Annotated in this window: 17 protein-coding genes; 3 read left to right on the top strand and 14 right to left on the bottom strand. The window is 41.4% G+C overall.

Going from position 1 to position 24,240, the window contains the following annotated elements; genetic code table 11:
- Positions 1–7 precede the first annotated feature (7 nt).
- Positions 8–274 carry a YtxH domain-containing protein gene (locus LA313_RS04845; RefSeq protein WP_228913539.1) on the bottom strand — a complete coding sequence of 89 codons (267 nt, stop codon included), beginning with the start codon at positions 272–274 and terminating at the stop codon, positions 8–10.
- A 146-nt stretch (positions 275–420) separates the two neighbouring features.
- Positions 421–2,637, bottom strand: coding sequence for a bifunctional alpha,alpha-trehalose-phosphate synthase (UDP-forming)/trehalose-phosphatase (locus tag LA313_RS04840; protein WP_228913538.1), 2,217 nt, complete (start codon positions 2,635–2,637; stop codon positions 421–423).
- Between the two features lie 95 nt (positions 2,638–2,732).
- Between LA313_RS04840 and LA313_RS04835 the strand changes: the two genes are divergently transcribed.
- Positions 2,733–4,550: a glycoside hydrolase family 15 protein gene (locus LA313_RS04835; protein ID WP_228913537.1), complete on the top strand. Its 1,818-nt coding sequence runs from the start codon at positions 2,733–2,735 to the stop codon at positions 4,548–4,550.
- Here LA313_RS04835 and LA313_RS04830 read toward each other — a convergent pair.
- The 7 genes from LA313_RS04830 to LA313_RS04800 form a co-directional block, all read right to left on the bottom strand.
- Entirely contained in the window at positions 4,498–5,565 is a 1,068-nt protein-coding gene (locus tag LA313_RS04830) for a mechanosensitive ion channel family protein (RefSeq protein ID WP_228913536.1), read from the bottom strand. The two genes, LA313_RS04835 and LA313_RS04830, sit on opposite strands and share 53 nt — an antisense overlap.
- A gap of 125 nt (positions 5,566–5,690) precedes the next feature.
- On the bottom strand, positions 5,691–7,511 hold the full coding sequence (locus LA313_RS04825) for an acyl-CoA dehydrogenase family protein (protein ID WP_228913535.1): 1,821 nt from the start codon (positions 7,509–7,511) through the stop codon (positions 5,691–5,693).
- 111 nt (positions 7,512–7,622) lie between these two features.
- The gene (locus tag LA313_RS04820) at positions 7,623–8,816 is read right to left on the bottom strand and encodes an acetyl-CoA C-acyltransferase (protein WP_228913534.1); all 1,194 of its coding nucleotides are present in this window, start codon (positions 8,814–8,816) and stop codon (positions 7,623–7,625) included.
- Between the two features lie 40 nt (positions 8,817–8,856).
- Positions 8,857–9,210, bottom strand: coding sequence for a four helix bundle protein (locus tag LA313_RS04815; protein WP_228913533.1), 354 nt, complete (start codon positions 9,208–9,210; stop codon positions 8,857–8,859).
- 47 nt (positions 9,211–9,257) lie between these two features.
- Entirely contained in the window at positions 9,258–11,663 is a 2,406-nt protein-coding gene (locus LA313_RS04810) for a 3-hydroxyacyl-CoA dehydrogenase/enoyl-CoA hydratase family protein (protein WP_228913532.1), read from the bottom strand.
- Between the two features lie 38 nt (positions 11,664–11,701).
- Positions 11,702–12,139, bottom strand: a complete 438-nt coding sequence (locus tag LA313_RS04805) for a MarR family winged helix-turn-helix transcriptional regulator (protein ID WP_228913531.1) — start codon at positions 12,137–12,139, stop codon at positions 11,702–11,704.
- 158 nt (positions 12,140–12,297) lie between these two features.
- A complete protein-coding gene (locus LA313_RS04800; RefSeq protein ID WP_228913530.1) occupies positions 12,298–13,050 on the bottom strand; it encodes a carboxypeptidase-like regulatory domain-containing protein in 753 nt (250 codons plus the stop codon).
- A gap of 154 nt (positions 13,051–13,204) precedes the next feature.
- Between LA313_RS04800 and LA313_RS04795 the strand changes: the two genes are divergently transcribed.
- Positions 13,205–14,176: a type I phosphomannose isomerase catalytic subunit gene (locus LA313_RS04795; protein ID WP_228913529.1), complete on the top strand. Its 972-nt coding sequence runs from the start codon at positions 13,205–13,207 to the stop codon at positions 14,174–14,176.
- 73 nt (positions 14,177–14,249) lie between these two features.
- Here the strand turns inward: LA313_RS04795 and LA313_RS04790 are convergent, their stop codons facing one another.
- The 4 genes from LA313_RS04790 to LA313_RS04775 form a co-directional block, all read right to left on the bottom strand.
- Positions 14,250–15,140 carry an SMP-30/gluconolactonase/LRE family protein gene (locus tag LA313_RS04790; protein WP_228913528.1) on the bottom strand — a complete coding sequence of 297 codons (891 nt, stop codon included), beginning with the start codon at positions 15,138–15,140 and terminating at the stop codon, positions 14,250–14,252.
- Between the two features lie 37 nt (positions 15,141–15,177).
- A complete protein-coding gene (gene mgrA / locus LA313_RS04785) occupies positions 15,178–16,188 on the bottom strand; it encodes an L-glyceraldehyde 3-phosphate reductase (protein WP_228913527.1) in 1,011 nt (336 codons plus the stop codon).
- A 199-nt stretch (positions 16,189–16,387) separates the two neighbouring features.
- Positions 16,388–18,166: an AMP-dependent synthetase/ligase gene (locus LA313_RS04780; RefSeq protein WP_228913526.1), complete on the bottom strand. Its 1,779-nt coding sequence runs from the start codon at positions 18,164–18,166 to the stop codon at positions 16,388–16,390.
- A gap of 78 nt (positions 18,167–18,244) precedes the next feature.
- Positions 18,245–19,423 carry a class-III pyridoxal-phosphate-dependent aminotransferase gene (locus LA313_RS04775; protein WP_228913525.1) on the bottom strand — a complete coding sequence of 393 codons (1,179 nt, stop codon included), beginning with the start codon at positions 19,421–19,423 and terminating at the stop codon, positions 18,245–18,247.
- A 197-nt stretch (positions 19,424–19,620) separates the two neighbouring features.
- Between LA313_RS04775 and LA313_RS04770 the strand changes: the two genes are divergently transcribed.
- Positions 19,621–20,208 carry a DUF4136 domain-containing protein gene (locus tag LA313_RS04770; RefSeq protein WP_228913524.1) on the top strand — a complete coding sequence of 196 codons (588 nt, stop codon included), beginning with the start codon at positions 19,621–19,623 and terminating at the stop codon, positions 20,206–20,208.
- Positions 20,209–20,283: 75 nt separating this feature from the next.
- Here LA313_RS04770 and purL read toward each other — a convergent pair whose 3' ends face one another.
- Positions 20,284–23,952 (bottom strand): phosphoribosylformylglycinamidine synthase, encoded by a 3,669-nt coding sequence (purL, locus tag LA313_RS04765; protein WP_228913523.1) that lies wholly within the window; start codon positions 23,950–23,952, stop codon positions 20,284–20,286.
- Positions 23,953–24,240: the final 288 nt, after the last annotated feature.

The following is a 24,240-nucleotide window of genomic DNA, read 5'->3' as shown; positions in this document are numbered from 1 at the left end:
AGAAGGCTTAGTAGATGATCTTATCATCTCCGTCCATTTCTGTTTGAAGTTCTTTAGACTTTCCTTTAATCTTTGATCTTACAGAATCATATCTGTGAGAAAGATTATCGCTTAGGTCATTGTATTTGCTTTTGGCTCCATACATATATTCGTTGCCTTTATCAGCAATGTTTTTGCGTGTTTCAGATCCTTTTTTTGGTGCGAATAATAATCCTGCTACAGCACCAAGAGCAGCCCCTGAAAGTATTCCTGCTAAAATTTTTCCTGTTTTCATGTTTCGTTGTTTTCTAAATTCGATAATGGTTAAATATCCAATTGCTAATATACCTTATTTGCAGGTTCCGTATGGAAAACCAGAGTTAAGGTTGATTTAAAATAACAATTAATATTTACTCCTTTTTAACAGTTTTTGTTCCTATATCAACGGGTAAGGCTTACAAATTGCCCCAATAATTCAAGCACCTCATCTACATCATCTACGTAGTATTTTGCCTTAGTCTTATTCCTTCCCACTTTAACACTTACTGTTTGATCCGGAAGTTCAGTAAACAGGTATTCATCGGTCCAGTCATCACCTATGGCAAAGATAAAATCGTATTTTTCTACCAGCAATTTATTGGCTGCCTTACCTTTATTTACTCCGCTATTCTTAATTTCAAGAACCTTATTTCCCTGTAACACGGTTAAGCCATGATTAGAGATCATGTCCTTAAGGACTGCCGAAAGTTCATTCGCTCTTACTTCGCCTAATTCGGGATTTGCTTTTCTATAATGCCACGCAAGAGAGAAGTTCTTTTCTTCAATGAAGGTGCCGGGAGTTCGATCTACATAAGTCTCCAAAACAGGACGAACAGAGGACATCCAGTTATTGTTGAGATTTTCTGTTAATTGCCAGCTTTCATTTACCGGTCGGTTCCAGACCCCGTGTTCAGAAATTAATTCTATGGGAACATTCTTCCACCAGGTTCCAAGGGTTTCTTTGTCTCTTCCGCTTATGAGTACTACCCGTGTGTTTTTTTGTTCCCCAAGTCTTGTAACCAATTGAAGGAGATCAGGATCGGGCATGGCGTCATCGGGCTTGTCCACAAATTTACGAAGGGTGCCATCATAATCCAGGAACAGGATGCGGCGCTGTGCCGCACTATATTTATCAAAAAGGTCCTTTTTAATATTCTCTGTAATTTGTATAGCCTTGAAAGCTTTTCGGGAATCTTTGGTTTCCCGCAGGCTCTTCATAAAATCTTTAGCCCACTTCTCTACATTATACCGCTTAAGCCTTTTTTGAAGCAGCTTATTACGACGCACCTGCTCTTCTTTGGGCATTTCGAGAGCCAGTTTTATGCTGTCTACTATTTGTTCAAAATTATTAGGGTTAATGATAAGCGCCTCATTTAATTCATGTGCCGCACCTGCCATTTCACTAAGAATTAGCACTCCTGTTTGGTCTGTCCTGGTGGCGACGTATTCTTTCGCAACCAGGTTCATCCCGTCACGGGTAGGGGTGATGAGTGCAACATCACTGGAGGTGTAAAGATCAATAAGATTTTCAAAGGGCATTGAGCGGTAAAAATACCAGATAGGTGTCCAGTTTATTGAAGCAAACTTACCATTGATACGGCCCACCAGCTCGTCAATCTCTTTTTTCAATAGTTGGTACTGCGGAACATTTGTTCGCGAAGGCACCGCCAGCATAATAAGCCTCACTTTTTCCTGATACTCGGGGTACTTCTCAAGGAAATATCCAAATGCCCTGATTCTGTTGGCAATTCCCTTGGTGTAATCCAAACGATCTATAGAAAGTATCAATTTGGTGTTGCGGGTCACATATTTGTGATAATCCAGCTTTTTTTGGATATCGGAGTTCTCACTTCGCGGCTGATTAAAATGCTCTTTTGCGGCGGTTCTGAATTTCTTGTAATCTATTCCCATCGGGAACGAATCCGACCTCACTATACGGCCGCCAATATTGACACTATTAAAGTTAATATCGTGGCGAAGTATTCGATTGACAGAGCGCAGGAAGTGTCTCTCATAATCATAAGTGTGAAAACCAATAAGATCGGCCCCCAGCATACCTTTTAATACTTCTTCCCTCCACGGGAGGGTCCTGAAAACTTCAGAAGAAGGGAAAGGAATATGATTAAAAAAGCCAATAGTTACCTTCGAATTTTTCTTTCTAATATACTCGGGTAATAACAACAGCTGGTAGTCGTGAACCCAGACCACATCGTCATCATCAAGGTGCTCTACAACTGCCTCGGCGTATTTTTCATTTACTTGTTTATAAGCCTCCCAATGATCGGGGTGAAATTCTGTGTATTCCATAAAATAATGGAACAAAGGCCAAATGGTGCGGTTACTGAAGCCGTAATAAAATTTTTCAATTTCTTCTGTGGTTAAAGTGACGGGTATACATCCCTGTTTCCTGGCTTCAGATTTCACTTCCTCCTCCATCCCTTCGGGAATATCATCAGCAGAGAGGCCTGTCCATCCAATCCATATGCTGTCTCCTTCCTCATGAAAACTTTTTAATCCTGTGGCAAGTCCTCCGACACTGGGTGTAACTTCTAATTTTTCATCTTCAGTAATATTTATTTGTAAGGGTAGGCGATTAGAGATTATTATTGTTTTGCCCATAGTAAATTTTAAGCGGGTTCTATCTTATTCATTTTGCTTAAATTTCCGAAATTTAAAATAAGCCCCCTACCATTTTAAAAGAACTTTAAGACTAAATGAAAACATTGGATTATGGATTGATCGGCAACTGCAAAAGTGCTGCCTTGATCACGAAATCAGGCTCCCTCGACTGGTGTTGTTTGCCTAATTTTAATTCGGCTTCGGTCTTTGCAAAATTGCTCGATAAAAATATAGGAGGACATTTTTCTTTTGAAGTGTCTTCAGATTATGACATTTCTCAAAAATACCTTCGGAAGACTAATATATTGTGTACCACCTTTGCTTCGGAAGAAGCTGCATTTCAGGTGATAGATTTTATGCCTCGCTACAAGGAGGAGGATGGAACTTTTTATACCCCGCCAGATGTGGTAAGATATGTTAACCTTTTAAAAGGTTCCCCTAAATTTAAGGTAGGCTATCAACCCCGCCTGAACTACGCCCGGGAAGAAACAATTACCGAAAATCATCGCTATTATCTTAAGAGCTTTACCAAAGAAGGCACTTATGATTCCCTGTATCTATATAGTAGCCTGGACCTGGACCAGGTATTAAACGGGGAGGAGATAACCCTGGAGGAGAATGCCTATTTTTTAATGGGATATCATGAAAAACTCAGGGAACAAAATCTGGAAAGAGCCTATTTAAAGTTTCAGCGAACCAAGACTTATTGGATGAACTGGAGCGAAGCTACCACCAAATTTCCGCATTACGATGAGGCCATAAACCGAAGTGCTCTTGTACTAAAGGCTATGACCTATCAAAAGACGGGAGCGGTTCTTGCAGCTGTGACCACCTCCCTGCCCGAAACCATTGGGGAAGTGCGCAACTGGGATTACCGTTTTTGCTGGATTCGCGATGCTTCCATGGTGATAAAGGTAATGAGTAGCCTGGGGCACCGGGAATCGGCTGAGCACTTCCTGCAGTTTATTATCGATCTTATTCCGAATAAGGATGAAAAACTGCAGATCATGTATGGGATCAACGGTGAAAAGGAATTGACCGAACATATCCTTACTCACCTCGATGGCTATGAAGGTTCAAAGCCGGTACGCATTGGGAATGCTGCATATATTCAAAAGCAGAATGACATCTATGGAATTCTCATGGAAGTGATCTATCAGCAATTTCTAAGGTTTGAAACCACCCTGGCTAATAGCGAAGAACTTTGGACCATTGTTCGGGGTATTGTGCGTATTGTTGAAGAGCACTGGAAACAACCGGACAAGGGAATATGGGAATTCAGGACCGAAGAGCGGCATTTTACTTTTTCTAAATTGTTATGCTGGGTAGCTGTCGATAGAGCTGTAAAAATTGGAGAGATCCTTAGGAACGGGATCAACGATCAGAAGTGGAAGGACCTGCGGCAGGAGATATATGAAGATATTTATCACCGCGGCTGGAATGAGGAGGTCCAGGCTTACACCCAGTCATACGGTTCCAAAGATCTTGATGCCTCTACTTTATTGATGGAGAATTATGGCTTTATCAAAGCTAAAGATCCCCGATATATAAGTACCGTGAAGGCTACAGAAAGAGAGCTTAGCTATAACGGACTTTTATTCAGGTACAAAAACAAGGACGATTTTGGGACTCCTTCTTCATCTTTTACTATTTGTACCTTCTGGTTTATAAACAGCCTTTACAAAATTGGAGAAAAGGAAAAAGCAATGAAGATGTTCGATCAATTGCTTTCCTACAGTAACCATTTGGGCTTATTTAGTGAAGATCTCGATTTTGAAACCAAACGTTTGCTGGGCAATTTCCCACAGGCTTATTCACACCTGGCACTAATTGAAACAGCAATGAATTTCTCTCAGAATATTACGTCTGAGGCTCGTTTGAAGATCCTTCTTGGGGAGGAAGATCTTCTTTAATATTAATACGGGTACGCGGTAAACTGTCGGGGTAATTTTCCTGGATGAATTTAAGGAGATTTTCCCTGGCATACACCCGCAGGTCCCAGGCCGTGGGTGCATCTTTTGCACTCATTAATGCCCTTAGTTCCATGGTGTTTTCGGTAAGATCGGTGACCTGTATGACATTCACTTCTCTATCCCATAGTTCTGTGGCATTGAGCAGGCGCGTAAGTTCCTCTCTTAGTTTGTCTATAGGAAGGTCAAAATCTGTATAGATGAAAACGGTGCCAAGAATGTCCGATGAATTCCTGGTCCAGTTCTGGAAAGGTTTCTCAATGAAGTAGGTAGTGGGAAGTACAAGCCGTCGCTTATCCCAAATTTTTACTACCACATAGGTGAGTTTTATTTCTTCAATTTTCCCCCATTCCCCTTCAACTATAACAACATCATCTATACGTATGGGTTGTGCAATCGCTATCTGAATACCGGCGAAAATAGTTCCAAAGACTTTTTGAGCAGAAAGTCCCAGAATTATACCGGCAATTCCGGCAGAGGTGAGGATGCTTACACCAATTTCTTCAACTCCGTCAAAAGTGAGGAGTGCAATCCCCAAGGCAAAAAGTACGACGACGAAAATCGAAATTCTTTCAATAATGTTGAACTGAGTATAGAATTTACGGGCCCTTAAATTATTTTGAGTGGTGACATCAAACTGCTTTAAAAATTGATTTTTGGCAACCCTTATAGCCACCACGATAAACCAGGTAAGACTTAAAATAAGCAGAATGGAACGCAATTGCTGAAAGAAATCTACCTGCCCTTCATTTGTTATAATTTCTCTGCGGATAAGAATGGCCTGTATGGCAACCACCAAAAAAAGAATAATGATGGGGATCTTTAAACGGCTGGCAATATTATGAGGTAATATATTACTGGGATCCTTTCCCAGTCTCTTCAATACAAAATGCAGCAAAAAGTATAATACAATTAATGCTGCTAAAAACAAGAGGATGTTGCGGGTTGTATCTCCCATAGGTGTGGTATTTCCGTTTCTATCAAGCTAAAAAATGGAATTCATATAGGCTGTTAAAGAAATACCAAAAAGAAAAAGGCCGCCAGTGGCGACCTTCATCAGATTTAATTGACGCAAATTATATTTTAGAAAGGATATTTATTTTCAGAAATTACTTTTTCCGCAATTGTCTTACGCAGTTCCACTACGTTTGGATGGTTCTCATATTTGGTGAATCTCTTCAAGCCCATCAACATCATTCTTTGTTCATCACCTTCAGCAAAAGAAACAATTCCTTCCTTGGCTTTTTGGTTTATAGTGTCAACAGCGTGATATAAATACAATTTCGACATTGCAATTTGTTCTTTCTGGCTGTCGGCACCAAAACGGTTTACATTTTTCTCTGTCCTAAGAATAGTAGACTCGGCCATATAGATCTCGATAAGAATATCGGCAGAAGCCAGCAGCAACTGTTGGTGATCTTCAAGCTGAGGTCCAAATTTTTGAACAGCACTACCTGCAACCATCAAAAATACTTTTTTCAACTTTTTCACCATTTCCTTTTCTTCGGCAAAAAGCTCTGAATAATCTGGCTTGTCAAAAGAAGGAATTCCGGTGAGTTCTTCTCCAACTTTAGTCGCTGGTCCAAGAAGGTCCACGTGTCCTTTCATGGCCTTTTTCACGAGCATTCCCACACAAAGCATGCGGTTGATCTCATTAGTACCTTCATATATCCTGGTAATTCTCGCATCTCTCCATGCAGATTCCATAGGAGCATCGGCCGAGAAGCCCATTCCTCCAAAGATCTGTATTCCTTCATCTGTACAATTCTGAAGATCTTCTGAAGCTGCAACTTTTAAGATAGAACACTCTATGGCGTATTCCTCAACTCCTTTCAATTCGGCTTCCTGGTGAGAATTTCCTTCTTCCTGACGGATTGAAATCCTGTCCTCAATATCTTTAGCAGCACGATATGAAGCAGATTCCCCGGCATAAGCCGAAGTTGCCATTTCGGCTAATTTCGACTGAATTGCACCAAAATTGGCTATCGGAGTTTTAAACTGTACGCGATCATTTGCGTACTTCACTGAAGCATCGATTGAGCGGCGTTGTGCGTCCAAACAAGCTCCGGCTAGTTTTATACGTCCAACGTTCAAGGCATTCATCGCGATCTTGAAACCGCTCCCTCTTTCTGAAAGCATATTTTCTACCGGTACTTTTGTATCGTTAAAGAACACCTGTCGGGTAGAGGAGGAGTGGATTCCCAGTTTCTTTTCTTCTTCTCCCAGGGAGATTCCATTTGGGTTTTCGGAATCGTATTCCACAATAAATCCGGTGATGTTCTTATCATCTTCGATTCGGGCGAAAACGATCATCATATTGCAGAAGCCCGCATTGGAGATCCACATTTTTTGTCCGGTGATATTATAAAATTTTCCATCTTCAGAAAGAACTGCCTTGGTCTTTCCTGAATTTGCATCACTACCTGCTCCCGGTTCTGTCAAAGCATAAGCTCCAAACCACTCTCCTGTGGCAAGCTTCGGAAGATATTTTTTCTTCTGCTCTTCATTACCGTAAAGCGTGATTGGAAGTGTTCCAATCCCCGAGTGTGCTCCAAAAGCTGTGGAAAAAGATCCCGTAGCTCCCGAAATATAATCTACCACAAGCATAGTAGTGACAAATCCCATTCCCAGGCCATCATATTCTTCGGGGACCGAAACTCCTAAAAAGCCCATTTCCCCGGCCTTTTTCATAAGGTCTTCGGTAAGCTCATAATTCTTCTTTTCGAATTCTTCCCTTTTCGGCATCAGCTCGCGGTTCACGAATTCCTGTACCGAATCCCGCATCATTTTTTGCTCATCGGAGAAATCTTCTGGAGTGAAAACATTCTCTGCACTGGTTTCCTTTACCAGGAATTGCCCTCCGCGTAGAAGGTCTTTCTTGTTACTATCTGTTTGTGTGCTCATTTTGTTATAGATATTAGACTTTAGATATGAGATGTAAGAATCTTACCCAAAGCTGATTGTTATAAGTTGTTTAAAGTATCTGAAATCTCAGATCTCATTTCTCAAATCTTTTTACGATAAGAATTCAAAAACTCCCGCGGCTCCCTGTCCTGTTCCAACGCACATGGTTACCATTCCGTATTTATTTTTCAGTTCACGTTTGCGCATTTCGTCAAACAGCTGAACGGATAATTTGGCTCCTGTACATCCCAGCGGGTGACCCATCGAAATAGCTCCTCCATTCGGGTTCATGCGGTCCATATCCAGTCCAAGTTCTCGAATTACTGCTAAAGACTGAGATGCAAAGGCTTCGTTAAGCTCGATCAACTCAAGATCATTTAATTGAATTCCGGCTTGTTTAACAGCCTTTGGAATCGCATAAACAGGTCCTATCCCCATTATTCTTGGTTCAACCCCAACAGCCGAATAACTTACAAGTCTTGCAACCGGTTCAAGATTTAATTCTTTTACCATTTCTTCACTCATTACCATAACAAAAGCAGCACCATCACTCATTTGAGAAGAATTACCGGCTGTAACGCTTCCGCCTTCTTCAAATACAGGACGCAGTTTAGCAAGTACTTCCTTTGAAGTATCTGCACGCGGACCTTCGTCTTTATTTACAGTATATGATTTCGTTTGTTTTTTGCCATTTTCATCGACATAGGTTTGATCTACCGTAATTGGTACGATCTGGTCCTGGAAACGGTCTTCTTTTTGGGCTTTTAGAGACTTCTGGTGAGAGTTAAATGCAAACTCATCCTGGTCTTCTCTTGAAACCTTGTATTTTTGAGCAACTGCTTCCGCAGTTAATCCCATTCCCCAGTAATAATCTTCTTTTCCGGCTTTTGCCAGTTTGTAATCGGGTACAGGTTTATAACCTCCCATAGGGATATAGCTCATGCTTTCTGCACCACCTGCAATTATACAGTTGGCCATACCGCTTTGGATCTTTGCTGTGGCGATTGCTATAGTCTCCAAGCCTGAAGCACAGTAGCGGTTTACGGTCATCCCGGGCACGTCTTCGGTCTTTAATCCCATGAGAGAGATAAAGCGCCCAACATTAAGTCCTTGTTCGGCTTCGGGCATCGCGTTCCCCACGATCACGTCATCAATTCGTTTTTTATCAAATTCGGGCAGCTTATCCATCATAAACTGGATAGTTTCTGCCGCTAATTCATCTGGCCTTTTAAATCTGAATACCCCCCGTGGTGCTTTTCCCACTGCAGTTCGGTATCCTTTTACGATGTAAGCTGTTCTATTCATTTTCTAGTATTTAGTAGTTAGTAGTGAGTATTGAGAATACTTACTTTTCTAACGATTTTATCAATGCATAATTCATTTTCTGTATTTCGATAACTTCAGAGATAACTTCTCTAGTATCTTTTTCAGGTACCAGTTTGAGTCTATGAGATAATATAAGTTGAGTTAGAAGCTCATAAGAAGATCCATTTGCAATGCTGAGGAAATTTTTAAATTCTCCTTTGGTCGATCTGCCTGCTCCTTCAGCAACATTGGAAGGAACTGAAATTGCACTGCGCCTAATCTGACTTGTTAAACCAAATTTCTCTTCTGAAGGAAATTTAGCTGAAAGTAAATAAGTCAATTCAGCTACATCCATGGCTTTATTCCAGATCTTAAGGTCGCTTAATTTGTGCATAATCAATACTTCTTAATTACTCAATACTTAATACTCATTACTCAATACTAATTCCTAAGTGGTTTCCCTTTCTGCAACATATGCTGCAATCTTTCCAAAGTCTTTCTTTCTCCGGTTAGAGATAAAAATGCTTCTCTTTCAAGATCTAATAGATATTGTTCACTTACATAAGAGTTTTCAGAAAGATCTCCTCCGGCCATTACGTATGCCAGTTTGTTAGCGATCTTTTTGTCATGTTCGCTAATGTATTTACCGGCGAACATCTGATCTGTACCTACTAAAAAGGCTCCCAGTGCTTGTTTACCTAATACCTTAATGTCTTTTCTCATAATAGGCCTGGTATAACCGTTCTCTGCCATGAGCAGCGCGTGTTTCTTAGCAATTGCTAACTGACGATCGGGGTTTACTACCACAATGTCTTTACCTTTCTGAAGAATATTCAGGTCGTAAGCCTCGTAAGCCGAAGTTGAAACCTTTGCCATACCAATAGTGAGGAAATGTTCCCGCAGTCGGTTTAATTCCACATCATCCTTCTGAAAGGTATCGGCAGCACGCACCGTCATCTCCTTGGAACCTCCACCGCCGGGAATTACCCCAACTCCAAATTCTACAAGTCCGATGTACGTTTCAGCCGCGGCGACTACTTTATCTGCGTGTAAGGAAAGTTCACATCCACCACCCAAAGTCATCGCATGTGGTGCTGCAACTGTTGGAATAGAGGAGTAGCGCATTCTCATCATGGTATCCTGGAAATATTTTATAGCCATATTAAGCTCGTCATATTCCTGCTCTACAGCCATCATGAAGATCATCCCAATATTGGCTCCTACAGAAAAGTTCTTTCCGGTGTTGGCTACAACCAGTCCCTGATAATCTTTTTCTGCCATATCAATGGCCTTGTTCAAACCATCGAGTACATCGCCTCCAATAGAGTTCATTTTACTGCGGAATTCCACATTCAGGATCCCGTCACCAAGATCTTCTACCACAACTCCGCTGTTGCTAAATACTTCTTTGGATTCCCTGATGTTGTCAAGGATTATGAAAGCATCCTGGCCCGGGATCTTCCTGTATTCCTTTGAAGGAATATCGTAATACCAGGTATTTCCTTCTTTTACCGTGTAGAAACTTTTATTGCCTTTTTCAAGCATTTCGTTTACCCAGGCTGCAGGCTCTTTACCTTCAGCTTTCATGATCTCGATCCCTTTTTCAACACCAATGGCATCCCAGATTTGGAAGGGTCCATGTTCCCAACCGTATCCGGCTTTCATGGCATCATCGATCTTGTAAAGTTCATCTGTAATTTCAGGAATACGTTTTGAGGAATAAGTGAAAATTGCGGCGAAATTCTTTCTGTAGAATTCCCCGGCTTTGTCTTTTCCGTCAACAAGAACTTTAAATCTGTCTTCTACTTTATCAATCGTTTTCGTTTGTTCAAGAGTAGAAAAATTTGCTTTTTTCTGAGCCCTGTATTCAAGAGTGTTGAGGTCGAGTGATTGTATCTCACTGGAACCGTCGTCTTTCTTTATCTTTTTATAAAAACCCTGTCCGCTTTTGCTCCCAAACCATTCATTCTCGACCATAGTATTAATATAGTCGGGCATGGCGTAGAGATCGTGTTCTTCATCTGTGGGTACTCCTTTGTGAAGACCTTCAGCAACATGTTTCAGAGTATCCAGTCCTACAAGGTCTACGGTTCGAAAAGTGGCAGATTTTTGTCTTCCTATAACGGGACCTGTAAGTTTATCGACCTCTTCAATAGTAAGGTCCAGTTCCTTCACCATATGGAAAAGGCTCATGATACTATAAGTACCAATCCTGTTCCCAATAAACGCCGGAGTATCTTTTGCTACTACAGATTTTTTTCCAAGGAATTTTTCTCCATACTCATTCAGGAATTCCAAAACTTCTTCGGAAGTGTCCGGCCCCGGAATGATTTCAAAAAGCCTTAAATAACGCGGTGGGTTGAAGAAGTGGGTTCCGCAGAAGTGCTTCTGGAAATCTTCACTTCGGCCCTCATTCATCTGCTGAATTGGGATACCCGAAGTATTTGAAGTTATTAAAGTACCTGGCTTGCGGTATTTCTCAAGGTTATCAAAAACCTTCTTTTTGATATCCAGTCGCTCCACAACCACTTCCATGATCCAGTCAACTTCCGAAACTTTGGAGATATCATCCTCCAGGTTCCCGGTTTTAATACGATTTGCAAAGTCTTTATGATAAATAGGAGAGGGCTTGGATTTTAGGGCGTCCTGTAAAGAGGTATTTACAATTCGGTTTCTTACCTGCTTGTCATCCATGGTAAGGCCCTGTTTCTTTTCCTTTTCAGTTAGCTCTCTCGGCACAATATCCAGCAGTAAAACTTCCACTCCAATATTGGCGAAGTGACATGCAATCCCGCTGCCCATGATACCCGAGCCTATTATTGCAACTTTGTTAATTCGTCTTTTCATGTTAATATAAATTTTGACGATCACCGCGGTGACCTTTATTATTCGTTATAAATTTTTCTGGACGCGATAAGGTCCATGATCTTGGAGGCTACTTCAATAAATTTATCCAGATCTTCCTGTGGAATTTCTTTTCTCACAGCTTCATCAAAGGTTAAAACCACCTTTTTTGAATAGTCTCTCATCTCCTTACCAAAATCGGTAAGACAAATGAGCACACTTCGGCCATCAACGGGATTTTTCTTCCGCGTAATGAGACCTTTGTCTTCCATAGTTTTAAGGGTGCGCGACAAACTGGTCGCTTCCATTCCCATTTTTGGACCCAATGAAGTGGAGGGGGTACCATTTTCTGGATCAATACTCAAGAGGGCAAAGCCTGTAGCCATTGTACTTCCTTCTTTACCTGCCTCCTCATTATACATTTTTGAAATTGAGATCCAGGTCGCCCGGAGGACATAATCAATGGTTTTTTCTTTCATAGAATCTCAAAGTTAAGAAAATTTTGTTATGCACGCATAGTAAATAAAAAAATATTTTCCTTCTATGGAATACCTCTCCTAAAATAATTAGAAAAACACAAAGAAACTCCCCGTTAAAGAGGAGTTTGACAGTTTTTTCGACAATTAGCTTAGAGGTCCTATTGGGAAGTGCCCTGCATCTTATCCTTTAGCTGAAACCAGGAATCGTGAAGAAAAAGCTTGATCTGGGCATCATTGTTCTCCTCCAAAAGACGGGGCAATTCTTTCCTTTCCAGCATGAAATCTATGAGAAGTGCCGATTCCTGCTGACTTAATTCCATAGCTTCTTCCATATAAGATTTATAATTTATCTCAAAAAAGGCAATATTTCTTTGCGCTTTTTCAATCTTGATGTTCCGTTTTAATTTTTTGGTTCTGCCGTTAATTGCATTTAAAATTGGATCGATTTCCAGGGATCCTCCCAAAAGGCTTAATAAATGAATAGGTTTAAAATCCCCGGCAGTTCTAAGCCGCCTTTCATTCATGGAAAGCTTTTCTATTTTCTTCGGAATGATACCCAGGCTCACGACATTTATTTCTGAAGTTTCATTGACTACCACTTCTTTAAGTTCCATCGAACTTTCCACCATCTCAAAAACAACCGGAAGTTCCTGAAGGTCATCCTGTTTTATGAACCTTATAAGGTCCTCCATTCCCACATGCGACAAAACAAGGGTGTCTCCCAATTTGATGTTCAGTTCAAATTCCCCTTTTTCACCCGAAACCGAGTATTTTCCTGAAGAAACATTATTTATATGGACGTTTTGCAGCAGACTTTCCTGGCTTTTAACTATTCCCCGCACCGGGCCTCTCTCCTGTGCCTGAAGATTGAGAGAGAAAAGTGTGCAAAAAATAAAAATGAGATACTTCAAGATTTTTGTGCTAATCAAGGACAAAATAGAACTTTAAAATAAAATAGGTAGAGAAAATGACATTTTTGAAGGTTATGTGCCTGGTGTCTTCATTAAAAATCCTTTAAAAATCCAGCCTTACAATTATTATCTTTACCACATTAAAGAAGATTAGATGCTGAATTACCCAATACGTTTTGAACCCATTCTTAAGGAAAAGATATGGGGAGGAAATAAACTGAAACAAATCCTACATAAACCCTCAACCTCAGAAAATACCGGTGAAAGCTGGGAAATTTCCGGAGTGAAAGGTGATATTTCTGTAGTGGAAAATGGTCCCCTTAAAGGACAGAGCTTAAATGACCTTTTAGAGAGGTATAAAGAAAGATTGTTGGGGAAGAGGAACTTCAAAAAGTTTGGAGAAGAATTTCCTCTGTTGATCAAGTTCATAGATGCAAAGACCGAGCTTTCGGTGCAGCTGCATCCGCACGACAGTATTGCAAGAGAACGCCACAACTCCTTTGGAAAGACCGAAATGTGGTACATCATGCAGGCAGATGAAGGCGCAGAGATCAATGTAGGTTTTAAAAAGAGCATTTCTGAAGCCGAATATCTCGAGCACCTCAATTCGGGAAGAATCACAGAATTGCTAAACTTCGAAAAAGTTCAAAAAGGAGACTCTTTTTTCATCAACACCGGAAAAGTTCATGCCATTGGCGCAGGAGTACTTTTGGCCGAAATTCAGCAGACATCAGATATTACTTATAGGATCTATGACTGGGACCGGGTGGATTCAGAAGGAAATTCGAGGGAATTGCATACAGATCTTGCACTGGATGCTATAGATTTTGAGAGAAAAGAGGATTTTAAAATGGAATATTCCCGGGAGGAGAATAGTTCCACCAATATTGCTAACTGCGAATATTTCACCACCAACTTCCTTCCGGTAAAAGGAAGTATTACAAAGGATTATTCAGATTTGGATTCTTTTGTCATTTTTATGTGTGTAAGCGGGGAAGCAGAAATAAGCATTGAAGGAAATTCAGAAAAAGTTTTCCAGGGGCAGACGCTGCTAATTCCGGCAGAAAATTCTGAAGTAAAAATAACCGCGAATGGAGCAGAACTTCTTGAAGTTTATGTCTCCTAAGTCCAAATGCTAGAATCAAAAAACACCTTCCAAAAATGGCATTTCTGGAAGGTGTTTTTGATTTAAGCGGCATTTAACGGCCACTTACATTCATCTCCAGACTATATAAGGAGTCCATAGCCGTAATGAACAATGTCTTGTTTTCCTTACCGCCAAAAGTAACATTGGCAGTCCACTCTTTATCTACGGGAATGTGAAGGATCTTTTCTCCTTTTGGATTGAATACTGTAACACCGTCGCCGGTAAGGTAAAGATTCCCCTGCTCATCTATGGTCATTCCATCAGATCCCAATTCAGTAAAAAGGGTTTTGTCTTCCAGTTTTCCATCTTTACCAATAGAGTATTTCCAGGTTTTATTGTCCTCAATGTCGGCTACATATAATGTTTTACCGTCCACAGTCCCAATAATGCCATTTGGCTTCACAAGATCCTCGGCAGCGATGAAAAGACCTTTGCGGTTTGGGGTGAGATAATACACCCGCTGCTCCTTGATAGGCTGTTCAGTATGCTTCCAATAATCTCTTTTGTAGAAAGGATCTGTGAAAAAGATCCCGCCATCGGGGGCGATCCATAGATCATTAGGTCCGTTAAATCTTTGTCCTCTAAAACCTCCGAGCAGCACACTCACCTCCTTATTGCTGTTAATCATCCAGATCTCCGAATGTTTATCGGCAGCGGCGTAGAGATTATTATCAGCATCAAAGTAGAGACCGTTCGCACGGCCTGCATCTTCCATAAAGACATTTATTTTGTTGTCCTCCACAGACCATTTGTGAATGCGATTGTTCGGCTGATCTGTAAAATAGACATTTCCCTGAGAATCGGCAGCAGGGCCTTCGGTGAATTCAAAACCGTCGGCAACAAGCTGCAATTCTGCGCCATCGGCAATAAGGTTGTTGTCCTGGGCTTTTCCAGAAATACTGAACAAAATTGTAACGAGAAAAATATTACATGGTATTTTCATAGAGGTATTGTATTTTCAATGTGGGTTCTACATTTTTTCAATTGTCCTGGTTACTTCTTTTAAGAATTCCCTCAATTTTTTCCAGTTCTTCTTTGCTGAATTTGAGATTCTGCAGCCCTGCAATATTGTCTTTAAGCTGGGAAACCTTACTCACTCCTATTAAAACGGAGCTGATTCTCTGATCTTTTAGTAACCATGCAATTGCCATTTGAGCTAGGGATTGATTGCGACCTTCGGCAATTGCATTTAGTTCTTTAACCTGCTCCAGAAGTCGGGGAGTGATTTTGGTTTTATCCAAATAGCCGCCTTCAATTGCTGCACGGGAGTCTTCCGGGATTCCATGCAGGTATTTTGAGGTCAGTATTCCCTGTTCCAGGGGCGAAAATACTATGCTGCCCAGGCCTTCTTTCTCAAGGGTGTCAAGCAATCCATCTTCAACCCAACGATCGAACATGTTATAGCGGGGTTGATGGATTATAAATGGAGTGCCAAGATTGCGCAGTATTTCGGCAGCTTTGGCTGTCTGCCCGGCCGAATATTGTGATACGCCAACATAAAGTGCTTTTCCCTGCCGCACGATCTGGTCCAAAGCACCCATTGTCTCTTCCAGGGGAGTGGAAGGATCTGGCCTGTGGTGATAAAATATATCTACATAATCCAGTCCCATTCGTTTAAGCGACTGGTCCAGACTTGCAATAAGATATTTTCGGGAGCCGAAATTCCCATAGGGTCCCGGCCACATATCCCAGCCTGCCTTGGTGGAAATTAGCAGCTCATCGCGATATTGCTGGAAATCTTCTTTGAAGATCTTTCCGAAGTTAGTTTCTGCCGAACCGTAAGGAGGCCCATAATTATTGGCTAGATCGAAATGGGTAATCCCATGGTCGAAAGCTGTTCGCAGGAGTTGTTTTGAATTATCAAAACTGGTGGTATTTCCGAAGTTGTGCCAAAGGCCAAGAGAAAGCAGAGGTAGGTTTATTCCGCTTTTTCCACAACGGCGATATTCAATTTTTTCGTAGCGGTCTTCGGCCGCAGTATATGAACTCATAATTTATTATTGTTGAGAATTTTTTGATAGAAAGGCTTTAATTTTTCTGAAAATAATAAGTGTCATTTATTACTTTTTTGGGACTCTAATTTACGGTTTTCCTGTAGATCCTCTTTTAACGATACCTTCAAATTCAGATATTATTATAAGAAAATGTCCGGGATATTACCCGGACATTTTTAATTAGTTTTTCACCAATTTAATACTTCTCATATATGCCGTCATACAGGTTCTGGTAAAGCTTAATAATATTCCTGCGCTTCAGCTTCATAGTAGGAGTGAGGTGTTCCCCTTCAATGCTCCAAACATCGGGAGTGAGTTCAAATTTTTTAATCTTTTCCCAGCTTCCGAATTTTTGGTTGTAGAAATCCACTTCCTCCTGGATCCTGGCTTTGACCTGAGTATTATTTATGAGGTCTGCGTTGGTTGGTCCTACTTCAATATGTTTTCTTTTGGCCCATTCCCTTAAAAATTCAAAGTCGGGCTGAATTAGAGCTGCAGGCATTTTTTCGCCTTCCCCAATCACCATGAGTTCGGCAATAAAGCGGGATTGCTTCATTTGATTTTCAATGACCTGAGGAGCAACATACTTTCCGCCAGAAGTCTTGAACATTTCCTTTTTACGATCTGTGATCTTGAGGAAACCTTCGCTGTCCACTTCCCCTATATCTCCCGTGTGGAAATAACCATCACCATTAATTGCTTCTTTGGTCTTTTCAGGTTCTTTATAATAGCCTTTCATAACATTAGGGCCTTTACAAAGGATCTCTCCGTCTTCGGCAATTTTCACTTCCACATCTCTAAGGACCCTTCCTACCGTTCCAATTTTAAAACCATGGTTTCTCTGGTCATTAACAGCTATTACCGGAGAAGTTTCGGTTAATCCATAACCTTCCATTACCGGAATTCCCGCAGCAGCGAAAACCCTTGCAAGTCTTGGCTGTAAAGCCGCGCTACCCGATACTATAAGTTCAATTTTGCCTCCCAAACCTTCTTTCCATTTAGAGAAAACCAATTTACGGGCAAGGCTAAGCTGGGTTTCATACCACCAGCCTTTAGCGCCATAAGGTTCGTATTCCAGACCGAGTTCTACTGCCCAGAAAAATAATTTTTGTTTGATCCCGCCAACTGTAGAACCTTTTGCGATGATCTTATCGTATACTTTTTCCAGAAGTCTGGGTACAGCCGAAATTACATGAGGTTTTACCTCCTTTAGGTTGTCACTAATTTTGTCAATTGATTCGGCAAAATGAATGGATACACTGTAATATTGATACAAATAAAGGATCATCCTTTCAAAAATGTGGCAAACAGGAAGGAAACTTAGAGAGACGTAACTTCCAAAATCAAAAGGTACCCGCTCTGAGCTTAGCAGCACATCACTTACAATATTTTTATGGGTAAGCATAACTCCCTTTGGTCTCCCGGTAGTTCCAGAGGTATAAATAAGGGTGGCAAGATCATCTTCTTTAACCGCCTTTTTCCTGGCTTCAACCTCTTCCTGGTTGGACTTGTCTTCACCCAGTTTCAGGATCTCAGTCCAATTTTCGGCTCCTGCGATCTCATCAAAGGTGTACACACCTTTTAATTTTGTGTTTCCACGAATGGAATTAAGCTTGTCAAGGATCTCCTTGTCTGAAACAAAACAATATATTGACTCACTGTGGTTGATCACATACTCATAATCTTCCTCAGAAACTGTGGGATATATGGGCACGTTTTGGGCACCGAGCTGTAAGATCCCAATGTCCATTATGTTCCATTCGGAACGGTTACTGGTGGAGATCACCGCAATTTTATCATTTGGCTGGATCCCCAAACTAAGCAGTCCGCGGCTTACAGCATTCGCTTTGTCAATGTATTCCTGTGTAGAAATGGCTTCCCACTTCCCATTATACTTAGTGACCAGGGATTTTTCAAGAGGGGCATTTTCCAATTGAAAATATGGAAAATCAAAGAGTCTTTTAATTTCAATCATTTATTGATTTGTTACAATAATCTCTGCAAAATAGCAAAAGAAGCATCTATTTCAAATAAAATATTAAAAATCTCTTTTTTAGACACAACTTTTTAATATATCGATTCCTTTGAAGGCAGTTTCTTTAGTCATTTGAAAATTGGGTAAAAAGAGCAGGCTGGGACCTTCAGTATTCATTAGCAGCCCCTTTTTCATGGCTTTTTCCTTAATTGTAGAAGCATAATCTTCATCTTCAAGATCTACACCTATTGCAGCTCCTTTGATCCGCACTTCAGACGTATTTTTAAAATTTACTTCTGAAATACCTTTTTTGAAGGTCTCTGCAAGCTGATTAATATTTTCAAAAAGTCTTTTTTCGTGCTGCCGAAGGTAATCTAAAGCAGCCAGCGAAGCATCTACTGCGATGGGATGCCAACCATAAGAGGAATACAAACCAATTTTATCACCCACCTTATCATCAATTTCCTCTGTAGTAATTACCGCGCCCATCCCGGCATGCCCCGCAGTTATTGCTTTTGCCATGCACAGAATATCCGGTTCAATATCAAAGTGTTCAGAAGCAAACATTTTTCCCGTGCGTCCAAAACCGGTAATGGCTTCATCCATGATCAACAGGGTGCCTGTTTCTTTGCAGATTTGATCTAAACCTGCCATAAAATCTTCTTCCGGGATCACCACTCCCAGATTAATAATTACCGGTTCCATGATGACGGCAGCTACTTCTTTTGAAGAAAGGAGGGAACTTACCTGTTCCAGCTTCTCCTTATTTAGGGGAAGCTCCAATTTCAAACAGTCTTCAAGCAGATTAGGAAATTTCTCCCTTTTTTTGCTGGCACCGATACTGAGGGCGCCTATAGTATTCCCGTGGTAACTGCCTTCGATAGAGAGGATCTTCTTGCGACCGGTATACATGGTGGCCATTTCAAGGGCTGCTTCTACTGCCTCAGACCCCCCGGTCATCCTGTAGCTCTTTTTCAATTTTCCGGGACTGAGTTTGGCTAAAGTTTCTGCCAATTTCGTCCAGGGCTTGTAATAAAAATTAGGGTATATATAGGAAGGACGTTCGCCATTGCGAATTGCATCCTCTATCTCGCCGACTCCCCAGCCAAGATTTCCTACTCCGGCACCGCCAAGGAAATCAATGTATTCTTTACCGTCGGCACCATATATATAACTTCCTTCTGCTTTTACAACTTTCAGGTCCATAGCCGGATTCCCTCGTCCAAAGTATTGTTTGTCTTTTTCTTTTACAGTCATTTCTTAAGCTTTTCCTAAAAGTTAAGGAATAAATGCTGGCAGGAATGTTAGTAAAAGGTGAAATCTGGAGAATACCCGGTTTAAGTTTATTTGATGAAAATTTAGAAATATGGTTAAATTCATTTTAAATGTTTTAATAAATTGATTGTTAAGGGTATAAATGTTTAAATTATAGGAAATCACAAAAAAAATTGACTATGAAAAAATTGAACATTTTAATGCTACTGTTATTTTCTTTGGCCATTCTAAGTTGTGGTCCCAGGGTAGCGACTCAGAAAACTACTTCTAAAGACCTTAGCTCTTATAATTCCTTCGCTTATCTCCCCAACGCAAATGTGAGTGCCCAGGGGATGCAGATGAGTTCAGAAGATGTAAGTCGTGCAGTAATTGAAGCAGTAAACACCAACTTACAACAAGCCGGTTATAATCTTAACCGTCAAAATCCAGACCTGCTGGTTTTAATTAGCACAGAGACCGATACAGAAGTAACTACTACCACAGATCCTGTTTATGCTGCTTATCCTTATACTACAGGGGTAAGAACCATAAATCCTTTGTACAACAACTATTACTACGGAGGTTATGCGGGATATAATAATATCATTGGCTATGACACCGATACTTATACCTATGAAGAAGGGACGGTAGTAATTAACCTGGTGGACAGAGAGACCAAAAATACTGTATGGAAAGGAGTAGCTTCAGAAAGTATTACAGGCCAGACTTCGACCCAGGGAATAAGGGATCTGGTAAATGCCATTTTTGAAGAGTATCCTGTGGAATAACCAAAACGAAGTGATCTGAAATAAAAACGTCCGACGAAATTAATCTGTCGGACGTTTTCTTTGTTTGAACTTTTTTTAATTTTTTTCCAGCCACTTTCTGGCATTTACAAAAGCTTCAATCCAGGGACTAATTTCATCCTCTCTATCCTTTGGATAGTATGCCCAGTTCCATGGAAAGGTAGAGCGCTCCAGGTGTGGCATCATTGCCAGGTGCCGGCCGTTGTCACTTACGATCATTGCAGTATTGTAGTGAGAACCATTAGGATTGGAAGGATAGGTCTCATACCCATATTTTCCAATGATTTTATAACGCTCTATTTCATAAGGAAAACTGAATTTTCCTTCCCCGTGTGCAGCCCATATTCCAAGGCGGCTACCCGATAATGAAGACATCATCACCGAATCATTTTTTTCGATCTCCATAGAGGTGAAGTTACATTCAAACTTATGAGATTCGTTGTGCAGCATTTTTGGTTTCTCCTCATGGTCCGGGTGCAGTAATCCCAGTTCCATGAATAGTTGACAACCGTTACATACACCCAGGGATAAGGTATCTTCTCTCGCGAAAAAGTTGTCCAGGGCAGCCTTGGCTTTTTCATTGTATAAGAATGCTCCGGCCCAGCCTTTTGCGCTTCCCAAAACATCTGAATTTGAGAATCCACCTACCGCTGCGATGAATTGAATATCCTCCAGATTTTCTCGCCCGGTGATCAGATCGGTCATATGTACGTCCTTCACGTCAAAGCCGGCAAGGTCCATAGCGTAAGCCATTTCCCTTTCTGAATTCGATCCTTTTTCCCGGATAATTGCCGCTTTAATCCTTTGTTTGTCACCTCGAGCGGAGTCGAGAGGTAACTTACCGCTGAAACCTTCCGGAAACCTGAAGTGTAGTGGCTGTTTGGCGTAATTCTTATAACGTTCGGTGGCATTGTCTATTCCGCTTTGCCTCTCATCAAGCAAGAAAGAAGTTCGGGACCAGGTATTTCGTAGCTTCGGAATATCAAATTTCAGGTTTTCTCCCCCGTTCTTGATCTTCAGGGTTTTGCCTTCAGTTGCTTTTCCAATCTTGAAGAACTCTACTTTCTGTTCCTTTAAAATGGCTTCTACACTCTTATCTTTTGCCTGAAAAACTATTCCGCAGTTTTCAGCAAATAGCAATTTCACGCTGTCTTCTTCTCCCAGTTTGGTAAGATTAAGTTCGGCAGCAAGATCTACATCTGCAAAGCACATTTCCAGAAGGGTGGTGATCAATCCTCCCGAAGCCACATCGTGACCTGCAAGGATAAGATCTTTTCGAATCAATTCCTGAACTGCATTAAAGGCTGCAGCGAATTTTTTGTCGTCTTTTACAGTAGGTGTCTCAGCACCTACCTTGTTGAGGATCTGTCCAAAGGAAGAGCCTCCAAGTTTAAAAGTATCCTGAGAAAAATTGATATAGTAAATAGGTCCACCATCTTTTTGCAATACGGGTTCCACAACCTTAGTGATCTCATCACAATGTCCAGCTGCAGAAATGATCACTGTGCCCGGGGCCAGCACATTTCCGTCTTCATATCGCTGCTTCATGGAAAGAGAATCCTTTCCTGTAGGCACATTTATTCCAAGGCTAATAGCAAAATCTGATACTCCCTGCACTGCCTCATAAAGTCTCGCGTCTTCCCCTTCGTTATTACATGGCCACATCCAGTTAGCCGATAAAGAAATTGACTTCAAACCTTTTTCAAGAGGTGCCCATACGATATTTGTAAGTGCTTCGGCAATGGAGTTCCGGGAACCGGCTACAGGATCGATCAATGCCGAAACAGGGGAGTGGCCAATAGAAGTAGCCACGCCATTTTTTCCTTTGTAATCAAGAGCCATTACTCCGCAGTTGTTGAGTGGTAACTGCAAGGGCCCTGCGGTTTGTTGTTTTGCCACTCTTCCCGTGACACAGCGGTCAACCTTGTTGGTAAGCCAGTCTTTGGAACCAACAGCTTCCAGGAGCAGGACACGGTCAAGGTAGCTGTGCAGGTCTTCCTGCCTGTATTCTACATCGGCATATTTCCTGTCAACGGTCTTGTCTTTCATGATCATTTTCGGCGAGCTGCCAAACATATCACCCAAAGCAAGGTCCATAGGTTTTGCACCGGTTTTTTTGCTTTCAAAGGTGAACTGCCTGTCCTCGGTTACATTTCCTACAGAATATAGGGGAGTCCTTTCCCTTTCGGCGATCTTTTGCATTTGCTTTAGATCCTTTTCAGAAATGATAAGGCCCATTCTTTCCTGAGATTCATTTCCTATAATTTCCTTAGCGGAAAGAGTAGGGTCTCCAACGGGTAATTTATCCAGATCAATATTTCCGCCGGTATCTTCTACCAGCTCGCTAAGGCAGTTGAGGTGCCCACCGGCACCGTGATCGTGAATGGATACGATTGGGTTTTCATCGGCCTCTACCATTGCACGAATGGTATTAGCGGCACGTTTTTGCATTTCGGGGTTCGATCGCTGGATGGCATTGAGTTCAATACCACTGCTGAATTCCCCTGTATCTGCCGAAGAAACTGCGGCACCACCCATTCCAATCCGGTAATTTTCTCCTCCTAAAACAACGATCTGATCTCCCTTTTTTGGAGCTCCTTTTATCGCCTGGTCGGCTTTTCCGTAACCAATTCCGCCGGCCATCATGATCACTTTGTCATACCCGAGCGCTCTTCTGTTTTCGGAATGTTCGAAGGTAAGGACCGAACCCGCAATAAGGGGCTGCCCGAATTTATTTCCAAAATCAGAAGCTCCATTGGAAGCTTTGATAAGAATGTCCATCGGAGTCTGGTAGAGCCATGGCCTTGCCGGGAAAGCGTCTTCCCATGGTCTGTTTTCTTCAAGTCGGGAGTAGGAAGTCATGTAAACGGCAGTTCCCGCCAGGGGCAGTGAACCTTTTCCGCCTGCGAGCCTGTCGCGAATTTCCCCTCCACTTCCCGTAGCAGCTCCGTTAAAAGGTTCTACAGTAGTTGGGAAGTTGTGGGTTTCGGCCTTTAGGGAAATGACCGAATCAAAATCTTTCTTTTTATAGAAGTCGGGTTTGTCTGCCGATTGTGGGGCGAATTGTTCAACTCTCGGACCTTTTACGAATGCAACATTGTCCTTGTAAGCCGAAACTATGTCATTCGGATTTTCTTCAGAAGTCTTTCTTATGAGTTTGAAGAGGGAAACCGGCTTGGCTTTTCCATCTATTTCAAAGGTGCCGTTAAAGATCTTGTGGCGGCAGTGTTCAGAATTAACCTGGGAAAAACCAAAAACTTCAGAATCGGTTAGTTTGCGACCAATCCTTTCTGAAAGCTTTTCAAGATATTTAACTTCCTCATCATTAAGAGCCAGTCCTTCTTTATTGTTGTAAACTGCGATATTTTCTACTTCGCGAACAGGTTCGGGTTCTATGTTGATCGTGAAAATATCCTGGTCCAGCCCATTGTACTTTTGAGAAAGCATGGGATCAAAATCATGGTAATTTTCATCAACTTTATAGAATTCTTCGATCCTGCGGATGCCTTCAATCCCCATATTTTGGGTGATCTCCACCGCATTTGTACTCCAGGGAGTGATCATGGCGGCACGGGGACCAACAAAAAAATCTGCCAGGGCAGATTTTTCTAAATATTGAGCGTTTCCAAAAAGCCAGTCTAATTTTGCAATGTTTTCGGCCGAAAGTGCCTTATGCGTGTCAACCGCATAGACCTTGTTTGGACGATTTCCGAAGAATAAGATCATTCTGAGGGTTTTGTGTTGTTGAGGAGCAAATTTACATTTTTTGAAGGAACTCCTTCAGCCTCAAAACAAAAAGAAAGTAAAAATATTAGCCTTTAAAAGTGACATTTTTGAGGCTGCTTGTTTTGTCGATTTTTAATTGGGCTAAAGCCCTGGAATGGCCTGATCTTATCCTCCGCCTGAAGGCGGAGGCAATTCATTTCTTTCTGAAGCTTAAGACAGGAAAAAATATACCTCTCAAAAAAGGCATTTTCGAGACTGCTTATTTTGTCAATTTTAAAGTTGGGCTAA

Origin of the sequence: Salinimicrobium sediminilitoris (genome assembly GCF_020866905.1) — a bacterium.
Classification (GTDB): Bacteria; Bacteroidota; Bacteroidia; order Flavobacteriales; family Flavobacteriaceae; genus Salinimicrobium; species Salinimicrobium sediminilitoris.
This window is presented reverse-complemented; position numbering and strand designations above follow the sequence as displayed.

Excerpts from the sequence above, each read along its gene's own strand:
- LA313_RS04845 (WP_228913539.1), bottom strand. The coding sequence starts at position 274 with ATGAAAACAGGAAAAATTTTAGCAGGAATACTTTCAGGGGCTGCTCTT.
- LA313_RS04840 (WP_228913538.1), bottom strand. The coding sequence starts at position 2,637 with ATGGGCAAAACAATAATAATCTCTAATCGCCTACCCTTACAAATAAAT.
- LA313_RS04835 (WP_228913537.1), top strand. The coding sequence starts at position 2,733 with ATGAAAACATTGGATTATGGATTGATCGGCAACTGCAAAAGTGCTGCC.
- LA313_RS04830 (WP_228913536.1), bottom strand. The coding sequence starts at position 5,565 with ATGGGAGATACAACCCGCAACATCCTCTTGTTTTTAGCAGCATTAATT.
- LA313_RS04825 (WP_228913535.1), bottom strand. The coding sequence starts at position 7,511 with ATGAGCACACAAACAGATAGTAACAAGAAAGACCTTCTACGCGGAGGG.
- LA313_RS04820 (WP_228913534.1), bottom strand. The coding sequence starts at position 8,816 with ATGAATAGAACAGCTTACATCGTAAAAGGATACCGAACTGCAGTGGGA.
- LA313_RS04815 (WP_228913533.1), bottom strand. The coding sequence starts at position 9,210 with ATGCACAAATTAAGCGACCTTAAGATCTGGAATAAAGCCATGGATGTA.
- LA313_RS04810 (WP_228913532.1), bottom strand. The coding sequence starts at position 11,663 with ATGAAAAGACGAATTAACAAAGTTGCAATAATAGGCTCGGGTATCATG.
- LA313_RS04805 (WP_228913531.1), bottom strand. The coding sequence starts at position 12,139 with ATGAAAGAAAAAACCATTGATTATGTCCTCCGGGCGACCTGGATCTCA.
- LA313_RS04795 (WP_228913529.1), top strand. The coding sequence starts at position 13,205 with ATGCTGAATTACCCAATACGTTTTGAACCCATTCTTAAGGAAAAGATA.
- LA313_RS04790 (WP_228913528.1), bottom strand. The coding sequence starts at position 15,140 with ATGAAAATACCATGTAATATTTTTCTCGTTACAATTTTGTTCAGTATT.
- mgrA (WP_228913527.1), bottom strand. The coding sequence starts at position 16,188 with ATGAGTTCATATACTGCGGCCGAAGACCGCTACGAAAAAATTGAATAT.
- LA313_RS04780 (WP_228913526.1), bottom strand. The coding sequence starts at position 18,166 with ATGATTGAAATTAAAAGACTCTTTGATTTTCCATATTTTCAATTGGAA.
- LA313_RS04775 (WP_228913525.1), bottom strand. The coding sequence starts at position 19,423 with ATGACTGTAAAAGAAAAAGACAAACAATACTTTGGACGAGGGAATCCG.
- LA313_RS04770 (WP_228913524.1), top strand. The coding sequence starts at position 19,621 with ATGAAAAAATTGAACATTTTAATGCTACTGTTATTTTCTTTGGCCATT.
- purL (WP_228913523.1), bottom strand. The coding sequence starts at position 23,952 with ATGATCTTATTCTTCGGAAATCGTCCAAACAAGGTCTATGCGGTTGAC.